This is a genomic window from Conyzicola nivalis, assembly GCF_040548875.1.
Lineage (GTDB): Bacteria > Actinomycetota > Actinomycetes > Actinomycetales > Microbacteriaceae > Conyzicola > Conyzicola nivalis_A.
On record NZ_JBEPSJ010000002.1, the window covers coordinates 63,786 to 78,625 of the forward strand.

Below are 14,840 nucleotides of genomic sequence, written 5' to 3' on the forward strand. Positions count from 1 at the left end.
GTGCGCGCTCGGCTGTGAACGCTCGGCTGTGCACGCTCTGCTGTGCGCGCTCTGCTGTGCGCTAGAAGCCGCCGCCGATCTTGTGCAGGCGCTCGACGCGCTCCGCGATCGGGGGGTGGGTGCTGAACAGCTTGTCGATGAGGCCTGGCTTGTTCGGGTCGGCGATCCACATGTGCGCCATCGAGGAGTTCTGGCGCTTCACCGGACGACCGTAGGCGGCGAGTTTCTGCAGTGCGCTCGCGAGGGCTTCAGGATGACGCGTTGTCATCGCCCCCGTTGCATCCGCCAGGTATTCACGCTGACGCGACACGGCCGCCTGAACGACACCGGCCACGAGCGGCGAGATGACGAGTGCGGCGATTCCGAGGATGAGCAGCAGCGGGTTGCCGCCGCCGTTGTTGTTGTTGCGGTTGCCGCCGCTGAAGAAGCTGAAACGCAACAGGATGTCGGCGATGAATCCGACGGCGACGACGAGTCCGAAGACGATCGTCGAGACGCGGATGTCGTAGTTCTGCACGTGGCCGAGCTCGTGCGCCATGACACCCTCGAGCTCGTCGTCCTCCATGATCGCGAGCAGGCCCGTGGTCGCGGCGACGACGGCGTGCTTGGGGTCGCGTCCGGTGGCGAACGCGTTGGGGGCGTCGTCGTTGATGATGTACACCTTCGGCATCGGCATGCCGTTGGTGATCGAGAGGTTCTCGACGATGCGGTACAGCCGCGGGTCGTCGGACTTCTGGATCTCGTGCGCCCCGCTGATGGCGAGAGCCTGGCTGCCTGCCGCGAAGTACTGGATGAGCGTGTATACGCCGGCGCCGATCAGCGTGCCGATCGTGATGGTGAAAGGATCACCGCCGATGAAGAACGTCGCGACGTACCCGAGCACGGCGATGATGATCAGGAACAGCGCGATGATGAACACCGTGTTGCGCTTGTTCGCGGCTATGGCGCGATACATGGACTACCGCCCCGGGGGTTAGAACTGCACGCGGGGAGGTTCGGCGATCGCCGCGGCGTCGGCCACCTCGAAGAACTCGCGCTCGTGGAATCCGAGCCCGCGGACGAAGAGGGTGTTCGGGAAGACCTTGATCTTGGTGTTCAGCTCGCGCACGCCGCCGTTGTAGAAGCGACGGCTTGCCTGGATCTTGTCTTCGGTGTCGACGAGCTCGCCCTGCAGCTGCAGGTAGTTCTGGCTCGCCTGGAGCTGCGGGTACGCCTCGGCGACGGCGAAGACGCTCTTGAGCGCCGACTGGATGTGGCCTTCGGCGACGGATGCCTCACCCGGGGTCGACGCGTTGATCGACTCGGCGCGGGCCTTCGTGACCGCCTCGAAGACGCCCTTCTCGTGGGCGGCATAGCCCTTGACCGTCTCGATGAGGTTGGGGAGCAGGTCGGCCCGTCGCTTGAGCTGCACGGTGATGTCGCTCCACGCCTCGTCGACGCGCACGTTGAGGGTCACGAGGCCGTTGTAGGTCGTCCAGAGATAGATGCCAACGATGAGCACGAGCAGCACGATGACACCGATGACGATAAGGATTTCCATACCGGCCACTATAGGGGAGGCTGTCTCACATCAGAGGCTGAGGGCCGCGGCTCAGAGCGAATTCGCGGTTCACGCGGTGGGGGTCGAGCGCTACACTCTGGCCATGATGGCGCAAGTGGATGAACCGGCTCCGGCCGCGCGTCGTCCGCGCGGTCGACCGCGCAAGTCGGAGACCCGCGTCGACACCCGGGCGCTCATCGTCGCCGCCGCCGCGACGGAGTTCACGGCCAAGGGGTACGACTCCACGTCGATGCGCGCCATCGCCCGGCGCGCGGGAGTCGACCCATCGCTCGTGCACCACTACTTCGGCGACAAGGCCGACCTGTTCGCCGAGACCATCCGCGCCCCGCTGCGCCCCGACCGGCTCGTCGCGGCCGTGCTCGACGGGCCGCGCGACCGAGTCGGCGAGAACCTCGTGCGCGCCCTCGTGACCGCCGTCGACGACCCGAAGGTGAGCAAGCGGGCGGTCGGCCTGCTCCGCACCGCGCTCGGCCAGGAGTTCGCCGCGGCGCTCCTGCGCCAGTTCATCTCGCGGGAGGTTCTCGGGCGCATCGCCGCGACCCTCGGCGGCGAGCATGCCGAGCTGCGCGCCTCGTTCGCGGCGTCGCAGATGGTCGGCCTGCTGGTGGCGCGCTACGGCGTGCGCATCGAGCCCTTGGCGAGCGCGTCGGTCGAGGAAGTGGTTCGCCGCGTCGGACCGGTGATCCAGTGGCATCTCACCGGCGGCGGACCCCTTGACGGAGGCGGGACACCCGGCGAATAATTCTGCACATGGTGAATTATTCGTCGCCTGCGGTGCACATCTCCGGGCTGAGGGTGCGCCGGGGCAGCAACGTCGTCATCGACGGCCTCGACCTCGAGCTGCCACGCGGCGGAGTCACGGGGCTGCTCGGCCCCAGCGGATCCGGCAAGACCACGCTCATGCGCGCGATCGTCGGGGTGCAGATCATCGACGCGGGCACCGTCAGGGTGCTCGGCGAGGAAGCCGGCTCGGCCGGGCTCCGCCATCGAGTCGGCTACGTCACGCAGCTCTCGAGCGTCTACGACGATCTGACCGTGCGCCAGAACCTGCGCTACTTCGCCCGGGTGCTGGGCGCCCCGGCCGCCGACGTCGAGCGCGTGATCGACGAGACCGATCTGGCCGGGCAGGCCGACGCGCTGGCCGGGTCGCTCTCCGGCGGGCAGCTGAGCCGGGCGTCGCTCGCCGCCGCGCTGCTCGGCAGCCCCGAGCTGCTGGTGCTCGACGAGCCGACGGTCGGTCTCGACCCCGTGCTGAGGGTCGACCTGTGGGGGCTGTTCCGGCGACTGTCCGAGGCGGGCGTCACACTGCTCGTGTCGAGTCACGTGATGGACGAGGCGACGCGGTGCGACCGGCTGCTGCTCATGCGCGACGGCGCCGTGCTCGCCGACGACTCCCCCACCGGTCTCATGGCCGCGACCGGCACGACCGACGCGGAGTCTGCGTTTCTCGCGCTCATCCGTCACGGGGCACGCTCATGACCCCCCGCCGCACCCTCGCGACCGCCGGGCGGGTGCTCACGCAGATACGGCACGACCCGCGCACCGTCGTGCTGCTGCTCGTCGTGCCGAGCCTGCTGATCGGCCTGGTCGCCTGGCTCTTCGACGACACCCCGGTTTTCCAGCAGATCGGCCCGGCGATGCTGGCGTTGTTCCCCTTCATCATCATGTTCCTGGTGACGAGCATCGCGACGCTGCGCGAACGGCGGTCGGGAACGCTCGAGCGGCTGCTCAGCCTGCCGCTGTCGAAGCTCGACTTCATCCTCGGCTACGCGCTCGCGTTCGGGCTGCTCGCGGTACTGCAGGCCACCATCGCCGCGACCTTCGCGGTCGCGGTCTGCGGCCTCGAGATCGAGGGCTCGCTCGGGCTCCTCCTCGCCGTCGCCGTCAGCGACGCGGTGCTCGGGACGACGCTCGGCCTGCTCGCGAGCGCCTTCGCACGCACCGAGTTCCAGGTGGTGCAGTTCATGCCGGCGATCGTCTTTCCGCAGGTGCTGCTGGGCGGCGTGCTGATCCGCCGCGACGAGATGCCGCCCGTGCTCGAGGCGATCTCCGACTGGCTGCCGCTGTCGCACGCCATCGACGCGCTGAACGCGGTCGCGACCGGCAGCGAGGACGACGGCTATGTGGTCGGCCAGCTGCTCATCCTCGCGGCCTTCGCGGTGGGAGCGATCGTGCTCGGCTCGATCACCCTGCGCCGCCGCACGCAGTAGGCCGGGCACCCAGCCGCGAACTGGCAGAATCGTTGGGCGCGATCTGCGCCCAATGAACCAAAGGACGCAGCATGACGGATGGCACGGCGGCACGACTTGTCGAACAGCACACGGCGATCATCGAGGACTTCCCCAAGGCCGGGATCACGTTCCGCGACCTGACCCCGGTCTTCGCCGACGGCGCGGCGCTGCGGGCGGTCACCGACGCCCTCGTCGCCCCGTTCGCCGGCCGCATCGACGCGGTCGCGGGGGTCGAGGCACGCGGGTTCCTGCTCGCCGCGTCCGCCGCCTACGCGATGGGCCTCGGTGTGCTGGTGATCCGAAAGCCGGGCAAGCTGCCGCGCGAGGTCATCAGCGAGAGCTACGACCTCGAGTACGGCTCGACGAGCCTCGAGGTGCAGCCGAGCGACTTCCCGCCCGGCACGCGCATCCTGCTGCTCGACGACGTGCTGGCCACGGGCGGCACTCTCGCGGCCAGCTCGCGCCTGATGGAGCGGGCGGGCTGGGTGGTCGCCGGGGTCAGCGTGGTGCTCGAGCTCGAGGAGCTCGACGGGCGCGCGAATCTCGAGGGACGCGACATCCGCTCGATCTCCGTCGTCTAGCGACGGCCGCCCGGCGACAGCCGCCCGGCGACAGCCGTCTCGCGACGGCCGCCTGGCGACCGTCGTCCAGCCGCTAGTTCTTCCGGTCGGTGGCCATGCCCATGCGGGCGAGCACCAGCGTCTCGATCACCTGCACGACGAAGTAGAGCGCGAGCGAGATCGCGGTGACGACGACGACCGACGCCCACACGTCGGCGAACTTCGCCTGCGGCAGGTACTGCAGCGTGCTGAAGCCGATGCCGTCTCCGGTGGACAGCATCTCGACGAGCAGCGCGCCGGTGATCGCGCCGGGCACCGAGATGCGGATCGCGGCGAACAGCGACGGCAGAGCTCCGGGCAGCGCCACCTTGCGCACGGCGGTGAAGGTGCCGCCGCCGTAGACGGCGACCACGTCGAGCATCTCGGGTGATGCGGCCTTCAGGCCGAACACCATGGTGACGAGCGCGGGGAACAGCACGACGATGCCGCCGATGACAGCGACGGATGCCTCAGATCCGTTGCCGAAGATCAGGATGATCACCGGCGCGAGGGCGATGAGCGGCACAGAGCGCAGCAGCATCGCCACCGGCATCAGCGCGCTCTCGGCGCCCTTGGAGACGCGGAACAGGATGGCGCCGAGGATTGCGACGGTCAGCCCGACGACGAACCCGGTGAACGAGTGCCGCAGGGTCACCGCGAGGTTCGCGCCGAGCACCGCACGGTTCTCGGCCGCGTCGGCGTCGACGAAGAGGAAGTCCCAGACGTCGAGCGGGCCCTTCGCGATGTACGGCGAGATGCCGAAGAACGCCAGCACTGCCAGCCAGAGCAGGATGACGATCACGAAGGTCGAGACGCCGACCAGCACGCTTTTGCCCAGCGCCTTGCCGAGCGACTTGAGGGCGCTGGTGCGCACCTGACGTCGCAGCTCGGCGACAGAGGGCGCCCGGGTCTGCGGGGTCGCCGTCGGGTCGAGGGTCGCCTGCGTCATGTCAGGCCGCCTTTCCGGTCGACCAGGGCGCGACGACCCGGGCGACGAGTCCGAGCAGCGCGTAGCCGATGATCGCGACGAGGGCGCACAGCAGGAAGATCACCCAGACGCGCGGCGAGTTCAGGGTGACGGCTGCGCCGACGAGGATCGGGCCGACGCCCACGTCGATCTTGCCGAAGTACTCGCCGAGCACGGCGCCGAGGAAGGCGGCGGGTACGGCGATCTGCAGGGAGCTGAGGATGCCGGGCAGCGCGGCGATCACCCGCACCTTGCGCAGCTGGGTGAGCTTCGAGCCGCCGTAGACGGTGACGACGTCGAGCGACGCCTTGTCCACGGCCTTGAGCCCGAGCAGGGTGCCGACGACGGTGGTGAAGAACACCGAGAACGCCGCGAGGAAGATGGCGGTGGCGGATGGCTCGCCCGGCGCCTTCGCGCCGCCGAGCACGATGAGCACGAGCGGGCCGATGGCGACGATGGGGATGCAGTACGTGATGACGGCGATCTGGCTGAGGACTCCCTCGAGCCACGGCAGCACGAGCACGATCGCCGAGAGCAGCAGCGCGATCCCGTTGCCCCAGAGGTAGCCGATGCCGGCCTCCGTGATGGTCACCGAGAACGAGCGCCAGTAGTAGGCGAAGCCGTCGGTGAAGAACGCCTCGACGACCTGCGGCGGGGTGGGGATCGGGGCGTAGTCGCCCGACCCGCGCGGGCCGAAGACGGTGAGCGCGAGTACCCACCAGACGGCGACGAGCGCCACGAGCCCGAGAAGGCCGACTGCCCAGGACGGGAGTGCACGCCGTGTGCGGGTGACCCCTCTCACGCCGGTCATTCGTCGATCGCGACGCCGCCGGTGCCGAACAGCAGCTCGGAGGCGTGGTCGACGTAGGCGTGGAACTCGGGGGTGCGCTGCATCTCGGGCAGGCGCGGACGCGGGAGGTCGATGTCGATGATCTCTTTGATCCGGCCGGGGCGCGGGCTCATGACCGCCACCTGGTCGGAGAGGAAGATCGCCTCGGAGATGCCGTGCGTGACGAGCAGGGTGGTGGCGGGCTTGTGCGTCCAGATGCGCAGCAGCTCGAGGTTGAGCCGCTGGCGGGTCATGTCGTCGAGCGCGCCGAACGGCTCGTCGAGCAGCAGCACCGAGGGCTTCATCACGAGCGAGCGGGCGATCGAGACCCGCTGGCGCATGCCGCCGGAGAGCTGCGCCGGTCGGGCCTTCTCGAAGCCGCGCAGGCCGACGAGGTCGATGAGCTCGTCGATGTACGACTGGTCGGGCTTCTTGCCGGCGATCTCGAACGGCAGCCGGATGTTCGACATGACGCTGCGCCAGGGCAGAAGCGCGTGGTCCTGGAACGCGATGCCGAGCTCGTTGTTCTTGCGCAGCTCGGTGGGGCTCTTGCCGTCGACCCGGGTGGTGCCCGATGTGGGGTCTTCGAGCCCGGCGAGGATGCGCAGGATGGTGGACTTTCCGCAGCCCGACGGCCCGAGCAGGGCGAGGAACGTGCCCTTGTCGGTGTGCAGATTGGCGTTGTCCAGCGCCGTCACACTCTTCGTCCCCATGCGGAACTCTTTGTGCAGGTCGCTGATCTGGATGCCGGTGCCCAGGGAGATCTCCTGGGCACCGTCAACAGCCGTGGTAATGCTCACGGGTAGTCCTTCTTTACGCGGGGTTTACTGTGAGAGACGCGAATTACTTAGAGTAGGCGATCAGCTCGGGGTTCTCTTCGTAGACCTCGGCGAGGAGCGAGAGGTCGAAGAGGTCGGATGCCTCGACGGTGATGCCTGCGGCGGCGAGAGTCTCCACGGTCTGCTGCTGCAGGTCCTCGCTGATGGTGAACAGGCCGTTCTCCTCGGTGTCGTCCGAGACGATGAGCAGGTTCTGGGCGGCGGAGCCGGCCTTGGCCTTCTCGATGTCAGGCACGGCCTCGGCGCCGTTGAGCTCGAGTGCGAGCTCGGCTGCGGCGTCGGGGTCGTTGACCGCGTCGGCCCAGCCCTTGATCTCGGCGATCAGGAAGGCCTTGAGCTTCTCGCGGTCTCCGGCGATGGTCTGGTCCGTGACCGTGACCGTCTCGGCGACGAAGGGCAGGCCGTTGTCGGCGAACGGCAGGTTCGCGACCTCGTAGCCCTCGGCCGCGACGGAGATGGACTCGTTGGTGAGGTAGGCGACGAAACCGTCGACGTCGCCGTTGATGAGCACCGACGGGTCGTACTGCACGGGCACGATCTCGAGCGAGTCGGGGTCGATGTCGTTGGCGGCGAGCAGCGCCTCGAACAGCGAGGTGTTCGACGCCTGCACGCCGATCTTCTTGCCGACCATGTCTTCGGGGGTGAGGATGTTGCCGGCGTCGGCGATGGACAGGATGGTGAAGGGGTTCTTCTGGAAGGTGGCGCCGATGATCTTGAGCGGGGCCTCCTCGTTGGCGACCACGGTGCCGATCGAGACGGCGTCGCTGAGGGCGACGTCGACCGTTCCGGAGAGCAGCTCGGCGCTGCCGGTCGACGGGCCCGCGGTCATGGTGACCTCGCCGAGACCGGCGTCGGCGTAGTAGCCCTTGTCGAGGGCGAAGAACTCGCCGGCGAACTCCTCGTTCTTGATCCAGGAGAGCTGGAGGCTGAGGTCGCCCAGGCTCTCGGCGTCTCCGTCGGCTGCCGGGGTGGCGCTCGAGCAGCCGGCGAGTGCGAGCACGATGCCCGCCGCGGCGATCGTGACGGCGGCCTTGCGCCGTGGGGAGAAGCTGAAGCGTGCTGACATGGGGAATGCCTGTCTCTCGGGGTGGGGATCGGGGTGAGGATCGCAGCCGACACTACCGAGCGCGCGTTTCGCGTACTTCATGGCAATGTTTCGTGCAGATTAAAGGGGATAACGGTTAAGTATCGACGGTCGATATCGACGGTCGATCGCGACGCTCAGAGCGTGCGGCCCCCGATGAGGCGCTGCAGCCACGCGAACGAGCGCTTGGGCGTGCGTTTCTGCGTCTCGAAGTCGACGTGCACGAGCCCGAACCGCTGGGTGAAGCCGGCGGCCCACTCCCAGTTGTCGAGCAGCGACCACACGAAGTAGCCGCGCAGCGTCACGCCAGGCGCTCCCGCGAACGCGACGGCGAGGTGCTCGGCGAGGTAGAGCACACGCGCTTCGTCGTCGACCGAGCCGTCGCGCTGCACCACGTCGGGAAAGCTGGCCCCGCCCTCGGTGATCACGACGGGCGGCAGGGCCTCGCCGTAGCGTTCGGCGAGCTCTGTGAGCGTGACCGCGAGCGAGTCGGGCGCGATCGGCCAGCCGAAGCCGGTGACGGAGTACTCCCTCATCGGCACGAGCGAGAACGGGAGGCTGCGCGCGGCGGCCGACTCGCCGTCGGGCGTCGAAGCATCCGCGGGCGCACCCGCTGCGACCCGTGTGGGCATGTAGTAGTTGAGCCCGTAGAAGTCGAGCGGCGCGGCGATGGTCGCCAGGTCGCTGGGCTCGATCTCGCGCAGCGGCGCGAACAGGTGCTCGAGCTGCTCGGGGATCACGGGATAACGGCCGAGCAGCACCGGGTCGGCGTACACGCGGTTGTGCACGATGTCGAACAGCTCGGCGAAGAGCGCGTCGTCTTCCCTGTCGCCCGCGGGCTGCACCGGCGAGTGCACGTTGGTGATGCCGATGGCCCCGGTGACGGATGCGGCCCGCAGCGCCTCGACCGCGAGGCCGTGCCCGAGAAGCTGGTGGTGCGCCGCCGGCAGCGAGTCGAAAAGCAGAGTCGCTCCCGGCGCGTGCACGCCGAGCGCGTACCCGTTGAGGGTCACGGTCGCCGGCTCGTTGATCGTCACCCAGCTCTCGACGCGGTCGCCGAACGCCTCCCCCGCGAGAAACGAGTACTCGGCGAATCTGTGGGCGGTGTCGCGCTTCATCCAGCCGCCGGTGTGCTGCAGGGCCTCGGGGGTGTCCCAGTGGAAGAGGGTCGCCATGGGCGAGATGCCGCTCGCGAGCAGCCCGTCGACGAGCCTGTCGTAGAACGCCACGGCGCTGCGGTTGAGTGTGCCCCTGCCGCCCGGCTGCAGGCGCGACCAGCCGAGCGAGAACCGGTAGGAGTCGATTCCGAGCTCGCGCATGAGCTTCAGGTCTTCTTCGTAGCGGCGGTAATGGTCGGCGGCGACAGCGGCGTCGGAGCCGTCGGCGATGCGGCCGCGCTGGGCCATGAAGGTGTCCCACGTGGAGGGCTCTCGGCCGTCGTCGAGGATCGCGCCCTCGATCTGGAAGGCGCTCGTGGCGACCCCCATGGTGAAGCCGGCGGGCACGAGCGCACCGAGTCCTGCCGGGTTGTCGAGCCACTCGCGGCCCGGTCGTCTGCTGGCCGCGGTGCTCACGCGCCGAGCACGCGCTCGAGGTAGGCGTTGCCGAACAGCCGTCCGGGATCGAGCCGGTCGCGCACCGCGACGAAGTCGTCGAAGTGCGGGTACGCGCCACGTAGTGATTCCGCGTCGCGGTTGTGCATTTTGCCCCAGTGCGGGCGTCCGTCGTAGCTGATCATGATCTGCTCAATGGTACGGAAATACTCGGTGGGGTCTTCACGGTAGTAGCGGTGCAGGGCGATGTACCCGGTGGCCCGTCCGGACGCCGTCGACAGCCAGAGGTCGTCGGCCGCGGCGGCGCGCACCTCGATGGGGAAGGAGATGCGCCAGCCCTTGGCGTCGATGAGCGCCCTGATCTCGCGCAGGATCGCGGGCACGGCCTCGAGCGGGACCGCGTACTCCATCTCGCGGAAGCGGGTGCGCCGGGGCGCGACGAACACCTCGTGCGACAGGTCGGTGTAGGCGCGGTCGCCGACGATACGGGTGGCGAAGCGGTTGATCGGCGGGGTGAGCCTCGGCACGGCGACGCCGAGGTTGAGTTTTGCGGCGAGCACGGTGTTCGACATGAAGTCGTCCTCCCACCACGACGCGAACCGCGACAGCGGCCGGCGGTCGGCGGTGACGGGCAGTCGGGTGTTGTACTTGCTCAGCACCGTGTCGGTGTGCGGCCAGACGTAGAACTCGAAGTGGTCGGTGTCGGCGACGCGCTGCGCCCAGGTGTCGACGACGTCGTCGAAGCGCTCGGGCTTCTCGACGGCCCGCAGCAGGAAGGCGGGCACGCACTCGATGGTCACGTCGACGAGCACGCCGAGCGCGCCGAGACCGAGCCGCGCGGCCGGGAGCAGGTCGGCGTTCTCGGTCTCGCTGACCCGCAGGATCCCGCCATCCGCGGTCACCAGGGTGACGGCCCTGATCTGGGTGGCGAGGCCGCCGAAGGCGCCGCCGGTGCCGTGGGTTCCGGTCGAGGTCGCGCCCGCGACGGTCTGCCGGTCGATGTCGCCCATGTTGGCGAGCGCGAGTCCGAAAGGCTCGAGCAGGGCGGGGAGCTGGTGCAGGTTGGTGCCCGCGGCGAGGGTCACCCGGTTGCCGTCGACGGCGACGACGCCCTCGACAGCGGCGATGTCGAGCTGGATGCCGGTGGTGGCGGCGATCGCCGTGAAGCTGTGGCCGGCCCCGACCGGTTTGACGGCGAGACCGTTGTCGCGGGCGAATCGCACGACCTCGACGACCTCGTCGACGCTGGACGGCCGGGCCACGTGCAGGGGTGTCGCCGCCTCGCAGCGCCCCCAGTTCTGCCAGGGTTCGCCGGGGGCGAGCAGCCGGGATCCGGTGAGCGTCACAGGAACGCCCTGCCCTGGCCGCGGTATGTGGGCAGGGTAGCGACCACCGCTCCCCCGTCGACGACGGCGAACGCGTCGAGGTGCTCGCTGATCTCCCCCGCCTTGGTGTGGCGCAGCCAGACCCGGTCGCCCACGTCGAGCGCCGCCCCGCCGCTGACCGGGGTCTGCACCTCGCCGGCCATCTCGAGCGGCAGCATCTTCAGACCCTCGGGCCAGACGAGCTTCGGGGTGCGGTCGGCCGCGGTGGGGCCCGAGGCGATCCAGCCGCCGCCGAGCAGCACGGCGACGTCGGGCTGCGGCTTGCGCACGACCGAGAGCGCGAACGCCGCGGCCGGAGCGGGGTGGAAGTGGGCGTAGTTGTCGAACAGGTGCGGCCCGAACAGGCCCGAGCCCGCCGCGACCTCGGTGACCGCCGCCTCGGCGGTGGTCGACTCGATCGAGCCGGTGCCGCCGCCGTTGACGAACTCGAGGTCGGCGATCTCACGGACGGATGCCACGGCTCGACCGCGGCGATCCGCGAGCTCAGCGGCCGAGCGCCTCTGCACCCACTTGACGGCGGCACCGCGCCCCGGGTTGCCCGCCGGCTGGTTGACGAGCCCGGCGATCTGCGCCTCGTAGCCCATCATGCCGACGAGGGCGAACCCGGGCCGGGCGACGATGGTCTCGGCCAGTGTGCGCGCCTCGACGACGCTGTGCACGGGCGAGCGGCGTACGCCGAGGTGGCCGAACAGGCGGGAGTCCCATGAGGCGTCGAGCTCGAGGCACACCCGCACCGTCTCGCGCTGGGCCGGGGCGAGAACCGAATCGACGAAGTCGAGCTGGGCGACGCTGTCGACCATGATGGTGACGTGCGCGGCGAGCGCGGGCGTGGTGGCGAGCTGCAGCAGGGCGCCGCGGTCGGCGGTCGGGTAGCCGACCACGACGTCGGTGATCGCCTCGCCGTCGGCGCTCGTCGTGGCCAGCCAGTTCGCCTCGGGAAGGGTGTAGGCGAGCACACCCGCGTAGCCGGGCAGGGCGAGCACCGCGTCGAGCACGCCGCGCACCCGCACCGACTTGCTCGCGACGCGGATCGGAACGCCGGCCGCCCGGTCGAGCATGTCGAACGCGTTGTGCGCCAGCGCCTCTAGCGAGATGACGCCGTAGGGCGGGTCGAGGTCGACGGTGGCGTCCTGCAGCCCCGGCCAGTAGGTCGCCGGGTTCTGCCACGGACGTTCCGGCCGGCGGACGAGCTCCACTAGGCGACGCTCTTGATCGGGACGATGGCGAGCCCGCCGAGGGCTGCGGCGATGGCCGAGGCGACGAAGAGACCGGCGAAACCGGCGCCCGCGCCGGCGAATCCGGCATCCGCGCTCACCGCGACGCCGTTTGTGGCGAGTCCGGCGCAGACCACGACGATGAGCGCCCCGAGCAGCGGCGCGACTGCCTGCGGCACGGCGGTGGCGATGTTCATGATGCCGAGGTCCTTGCCGCGCGACTGCGCGTCGGGCAACACCTGCGTGGCGAGCGCTTGGTCGACGGCCATGAAGCTGCCGTAGCCGAGGCCGAGGAGTCCGGCGGCTGCGATCGCGATGGTGAAGTCGGGAACGAAGGCCAGGATCAGGGCCGCGAGGGCCTGCAGGTAGGCGGCGACGTAGACGAAGACCTTGCGCTTGCCGATGCGGTCGCTCAGCTTGCCGACGCCGAGGGCGGAGGCGATGAAGAAGACCATGTAGACCGCGGTGAGCAGCAGCAGGCTGTCTTCGGCGCTCTCGCCGAGGTCGAGCCCGAACATCAGGAAGTAGAGCAGCAGCGTGGTGCCGAGGGCGTTGCCGAGGTTGACGAGGATGCGGCTGAGCAGCGTCCAGCCGAAGTCGGGGAAGCGACGGGGGCTGATCCAGAACCCGCCGAGCAGCATGGCCCCGGTGAGCTTGGGGCGGGCGACGTCGGCCGGCAGCACGGCGTCCTTGGTGAACAGCAGGAACGGCAGCACCGCGACGACCTGCAGCACGGCGACGAGCACGTAGCCGACGATGGTGGCGAGGGCCAGCTCGGTGACGAGCAGCACGCCGAGGATCGTGCCGACGGCCTGCGGCGCCGAGACCCAGCCGGAGACGAAGCCGCGCTGGTTCACGGGGACCTGGTCGGAGATGGTGGCGGTGATCGCGGCGGTGAGCACGCAGAAGCCGATGAGGGCGAGCGACCAGAAGACGCCGATGCCGACCATGGTGGTCTGCAGGCCGAGCAGGATGAGCGATGCGGAGAAGATGACGGTGCCCGCGGCCATCCACGGGCGGCGGCGTCCGAAGCGCGAGACGGTGCGGTCGCTCAGCGCGCCGCTCAGCGGGAAGGCGACGAGGGCGCACACGCCGGCGATCGCGGAGATGATCCCGAACGCGACGACGTTGTCGAGCCAGGCGGCGGCGTTGAGCTGTTCTTCGATCTGCTTGGGCAGCAGCAGTTGGATGGGGGTGAGCTGCGCCATCCAGATTCCGAGCCAGGCGGTGGCGAAGAGCGCGATCCAGCCGCCGGTGACCTTCTTCGTCGGTTCGGAGAAGGCGGCTACGGTTCCTGAATTCTGGGTGGTCGTCATGGGGCGGGCTCCACTGTCTTCGAGGTCGGGTGTTGCAGAGAAAGCACGTGCGCCGTCGAGTCGACCGGTTGGGCGAGGGAGGCGATGGATGTCGCGGCGAACTCGATCACGCGGCTGGCAGCCGCGGTGTCGCGGTCGGCGAGCCAGGCGAGGGTGATGCCGTCGGTCAAGGTGACGACCATGCGGGCGACGTCGTCGAGCGGCAGCAGCCAGCGCATGCCGGTGTCGGCGGCGGCTGTCTCGAGCAGGCCGCTCACGGCGAAGCGGTACCCGGAGTACTGCTCACGCGGCAGACCGGCGAGCTCAGGGGTGCGCAGCGAGTACTGCATCAGCTCGAACATGACCTGCTCGTGCCCGGGGTCGGCGGTCACGACCTCGAGAAACGCCTGCAGCCCGTCGCGGATGGCCGTGCGCAGGTCGTTGCCGAAGCGCAGGGTGGAGAAGGCGGCGATGGTCTGGTTCTCGATCACGTGGCTGATCAGCTCGCGCATCATCTCGTCGCGGCTGGTGAACGCGTAGTGGAAGCTGGCGAGCGACATCTGCGCCTCGGCGACGATGGCCCTCGTCGTGGCCCCGCTCACTCCCTCGGCGGCGATCACCCGGAACGCGGCGTCGAGCAGCGCGGAACGGCGGTCGGCGGCCGACATGCGCGCCATGGGACCCCCTCACCGCGAAACGCTGTGGGTCAGATGACCCAGACACGTGATCAGGATGGCCGAGGGGCTTGCAGCTGTCAAGCATCCGCCCCTCCCCAGAAGGGAGGGTTGTACTAGCTGATGGCGATCTGCGAGGGGTGCGCGGCGTCGCCCTCCTCGTCGGCGACGAAGAGGCCCATCGCCGAGTTGGCGGAGGCCATCAGCTTCATCAGCCAGTCGTGGTCGATCGCCACCTTCTGCTTGCCCGTGAAGTGGAAGAACATGTTCGCGCTCGGATGCAGCCAGATGCCGCTGCGTCCGCCTGCGAGACCCTCGTCGTCTTGCCAGGTCATCAGGAACGCCTCCTGCCTGCGCAGTTTCTGCACGATGACGATCTCGAGGTGCGCGAGCAGCCGGTCGTCGAACTCGACGGTGACGCCGTCGTACTTGAGTGTGCCCATGGAGGATCCCTACCCGGTTTGGCGATGCCGCGCGGCAGAGCCCGCGCGATCGGCAGCGGGCCACGTGGTCTGGGTAGGACGCCGTCGATGCCCAGACTACGCCCGCCGCCCCCGGCCCGGTGCGGCACTCAGGCACTTGCCGGGCAGATGCCGGGGGGATGCCGCG

The 14,840-nt window shown here is 69.4% G+C and carries 16 protein-coding genes; 4 read left to right on the forward strand and 12 right to left on the reverse strand.

Features of this window, described 5'->3' with window-relative positions:
* Positions 1-61: 61 nt before the first annotated feature.
* The gene (locus tag ABIE21_RS08980) at positions 62-955 is read right to left on the reverse strand and encodes a M48 family metallopeptidase (protein WP_354024485.1); all 894 of its coding nucleotides are present in this window, start codon (positions 953-955) and stop codon (positions 62-64) included.
* 18 nt (positions 956-973) lie between these two features.
* A complete protein-coding gene (locus ABIE21_RS08985; RefSeq protein WP_354024486.1) occupies positions 974-1,540 on the reverse strand; it encodes a LemA family protein in 567 nt (188 codons plus the stop codon).
* 103 nt (positions 1,541-1,643) lie between these two features.
* On the opposite strand from ABIE21_RS08985, the gene ABIE21_RS08990 reads away from it, so the two are divergent.
* The 4 genes from ABIE21_RS08990 to ABIE21_RS09005 all read left to right on the forward strand — a co-directional run bounded on the left by ABIE21_RS08990 (position 1,644) and on the right by ABIE21_RS09005 (position 4,373).
* Positions 1,644-2,303: a TetR family transcriptional regulator gene (locus tag ABIE21_RS08990; protein WP_354024487.1), complete on the forward strand. Its 660-nt coding sequence runs from the start codon at positions 1,644-1,646 to the stop codon at positions 2,301-2,303.
* Between the two features lie 8 nt (positions 2,304-2,311).
* Positions 2,312-3,040 carry an ABC transporter ATP-binding protein gene (locus ABIE21_RS08995; RefSeq protein ID WP_354024488.1) on the forward strand — a complete coding sequence of 243 codons (729 nt, stop codon included), beginning with the start codon at positions 2,312-2,314 and terminating at the stop codon, positions 3,038-3,040.
* Positions 3,037-3,771 carry an ABC transporter permease gene (locus ABIE21_RS09000; RefSeq protein ID WP_354024489.1) on the forward strand — a complete coding sequence of 245 codons (735 nt, stop codon included), beginning with the start codon at positions 3,037-3,039 and terminating at the stop codon, positions 3,769-3,771. Before ABIE21_RS08995 ends, ABIE21_RS09000 begins: the two co-directional genes overlap by 4 nt.
* Before the next feature lie 71 nt (positions 3,772-3,842).
* Positions 3,843-4,373 carry an adenine phosphoribosyltransferase gene (locus ABIE21_RS09005; protein WP_354024490.1) on the forward strand — a complete coding sequence of 177 codons (531 nt, stop codon included), beginning with the start codon at positions 3,843-3,845 and terminating at the stop codon, positions 4,371-4,373.
* 73 nt (positions 4,374-4,446) lie between these two features.
* Here the strand turns inward: ABIE21_RS09005 and ABIE21_RS09010 are convergent, their stop codons facing one another.
* From ABIE21_RS09010 to ABIE21_RS09055, 10 genes are all read right to left on the reverse strand, one after another.
* The gene (locus ABIE21_RS09010) at positions 4,447-5,340 is read right to left on the reverse strand and encodes an ABC transporter permease (protein WP_354024491.1); all 894 of its coding nucleotides are present in this window, start codon (positions 5,338-5,340) and stop codon (positions 4,447-4,449) included.
* Position 5,341: 1 nt separating this feature from the next.
* On the reverse strand, positions 5,342-6,169 hold the full coding sequence (locus ABIE21_RS09015) for an ABC transporter permease (RefSeq protein WP_354024492.1): 828 nt from the start codon (positions 6,167-6,169) through the stop codon (positions 5,342-5,344).
* The gene (locus tag ABIE21_RS09020; RefSeq protein WP_354025145.1) at positions 6,166-6,900 is read right to left on the reverse strand and encodes an ABC transporter ATP-binding protein; all 735 of its coding nucleotides are present in this window, start codon (positions 6,898-6,900) and stop codon (positions 6,166-6,168) included. Before ABIE21_RS09020 ends, ABIE21_RS09015 begins: the two co-directional genes overlap by 4 nt.
* A gap of 130 nt (positions 6,901-7,030) precedes the next feature.
* Positions 7,031-8,092 (reverse strand): ABC transporter substrate-binding protein, encoded by a 1,062-nt coding sequence (locus ABIE21_RS09025; RefSeq protein ID WP_354024493.1) that lies wholly within the window; start codon positions 8,090-8,092, stop codon positions 7,031-7,033.
* A 155-nt stretch (positions 8,093-8,247) separates the two neighbouring features.
* Entirely contained in the window at positions 8,248-9,684 is a 1,437-nt protein-coding gene (locus ABIE21_RS09030; RefSeq protein WP_436232324.1) for a GH1 family beta-glucosidase, read from the reverse strand.
* Positions 9,681-10,988: a D-arabinono-1,4-lactone oxidase gene (locus ABIE21_RS09035; RefSeq protein WP_436232334.1), complete on the reverse strand. Its 1,308-nt coding sequence runs from the start codon at positions 10,986-10,988 to the stop codon at positions 9,681-9,683. Before ABIE21_RS09035 ends, ABIE21_RS09030 begins: the two co-directional genes overlap by 4 nt.
* A gap of 17 nt (positions 10,989-11,005) precedes the next feature.
* Positions 11,006-12,244, reverse strand: a complete 1,239-nt coding sequence (locus tag ABIE21_RS09040) for an alanine racemase (protein WP_354024495.1) — start codon at positions 12,242-12,244, stop codon at positions 11,006-11,008.
* The gene (locus tag ABIE21_RS09045) at positions 12,244-13,578 is read right to left on the reverse strand and encodes an MFS transporter (RefSeq protein ID WP_354024496.1); all 1,335 of its coding nucleotides are present in this window, start codon (positions 13,576-13,578) and stop codon (positions 12,244-12,246) included. The genes ABIE21_RS09040 and ABIE21_RS09045 overlap by 1 nt, the downstream gene beginning before the upstream one ends.
* Positions 13,575-14,234 carry a TetR/AcrR family transcriptional regulator gene (locus ABIE21_RS09050; RefSeq protein WP_354024497.1) on the reverse strand — a complete coding sequence of 220 codons (660 nt, stop codon included), beginning with the start codon at positions 14,232-14,234 and terminating at the stop codon, positions 13,575-13,577. Before ABIE21_RS09050 ends, ABIE21_RS09045 begins: the two co-directional genes overlap by 4 nt.
* Before the next feature lie 113 nt (positions 14,235-14,347).
* Positions 14,348-14,674 (reverse strand): DUF7882 family protein, encoded by a 327-nt coding sequence (locus ABIE21_RS09055; protein WP_354024498.1) that lies wholly within the window; start codon positions 14,672-14,674, stop codon positions 14,348-14,350.
* Positions 14,675-14,840 lie beyond the last annotated feature (166 nt).

Bases quoted from the DNA above. Each gene is read 5' to 3' on its own strand.
- ABIE21_RS08980 (WP_354024485.1), bottom strand. From the start codon at position 955: ATGTATCGCGCCATAGCCGCGAACAAGCGCAACACGGTGTTCATCATC.
- ABIE21_RS08985 (WP_354024486.1), bottom strand. From the start codon at position 1,540: ATGGAAATCCTTATCGTCATCGGTGTCATCGTGCTGCTCGTGCTCATC.
- ABIE21_RS08990 (WP_354024487.1), top strand. From the start codon at position 1,644: ATGATGGCGCAAGTGGATGAACCGGCTCCGGCCGCGCGTCGTCCGCGC.
- ABIE21_RS08995 (WP_354024488.1), top strand. From the start codon at position 2,312: ATGGTGAATTATTCGTCGCCTGCGGTGCACATCTCCGGGCTGAGGGTG.
- ABIE21_RS09000 (WP_354024489.1), top strand. From the start codon at position 3,037: ATGACCCCCCGCCGCACCCTCGCGACCGCCGGGCGGGTGCTCACGCAG.
- ABIE21_RS09005 (WP_354024490.1), top strand. From the start codon at position 3,843: ATGACGGATGGCACGGCGGCACGACTTGTCGAACAGCACACGGCGATC.
- ABIE21_RS09010 (WP_354024491.1), bottom strand. From the start codon at position 5,340: ATGACGCAGGCGACCCTCGACCCGACGGCGACCCCGCAGACCCGGGCG.
- ABIE21_RS09015 (WP_354024492.1), bottom strand. From the start codon at position 6,169: ATGACCGGCGTGAGAGGGGTCACCCGCACACGGCGTGCACTCCCGTCC.
- ABIE21_RS09020 (WP_354025145.1), bottom strand. From the start codon at position 6,900: ATGGGGACGAAGAGTGTGACGGCGCTGGACAACGCCAATCTGCACACC.
- ABIE21_RS09025 (WP_354024493.1), bottom strand. From the start codon at position 8,092: ATGTCAGCACGCTTCAGCTTCTCCCCACGGCGCAAGGCCGCCGTCACG.
- ABIE21_RS09045 (WP_354024496.1), bottom strand. From the start codon at position 13,578: ATGACGACCACCCAGAATTCAGGAACCGTAGCCGCCTTCTCCGAACCG.
- ABIE21_RS09050 (WP_354024497.1), bottom strand. From the start codon at position 14,234: ATGGCGCGCATGTCGGCCGCCGACCGCCGTTCCGCGCTGCTCGACGCC.
- ABIE21_RS09055 (WP_354024498.1), bottom strand. From the start codon at position 14,674: ATGGGCACACTCAAGTACGACGGCGTCACCGTCGAGTTCGACGACCGG.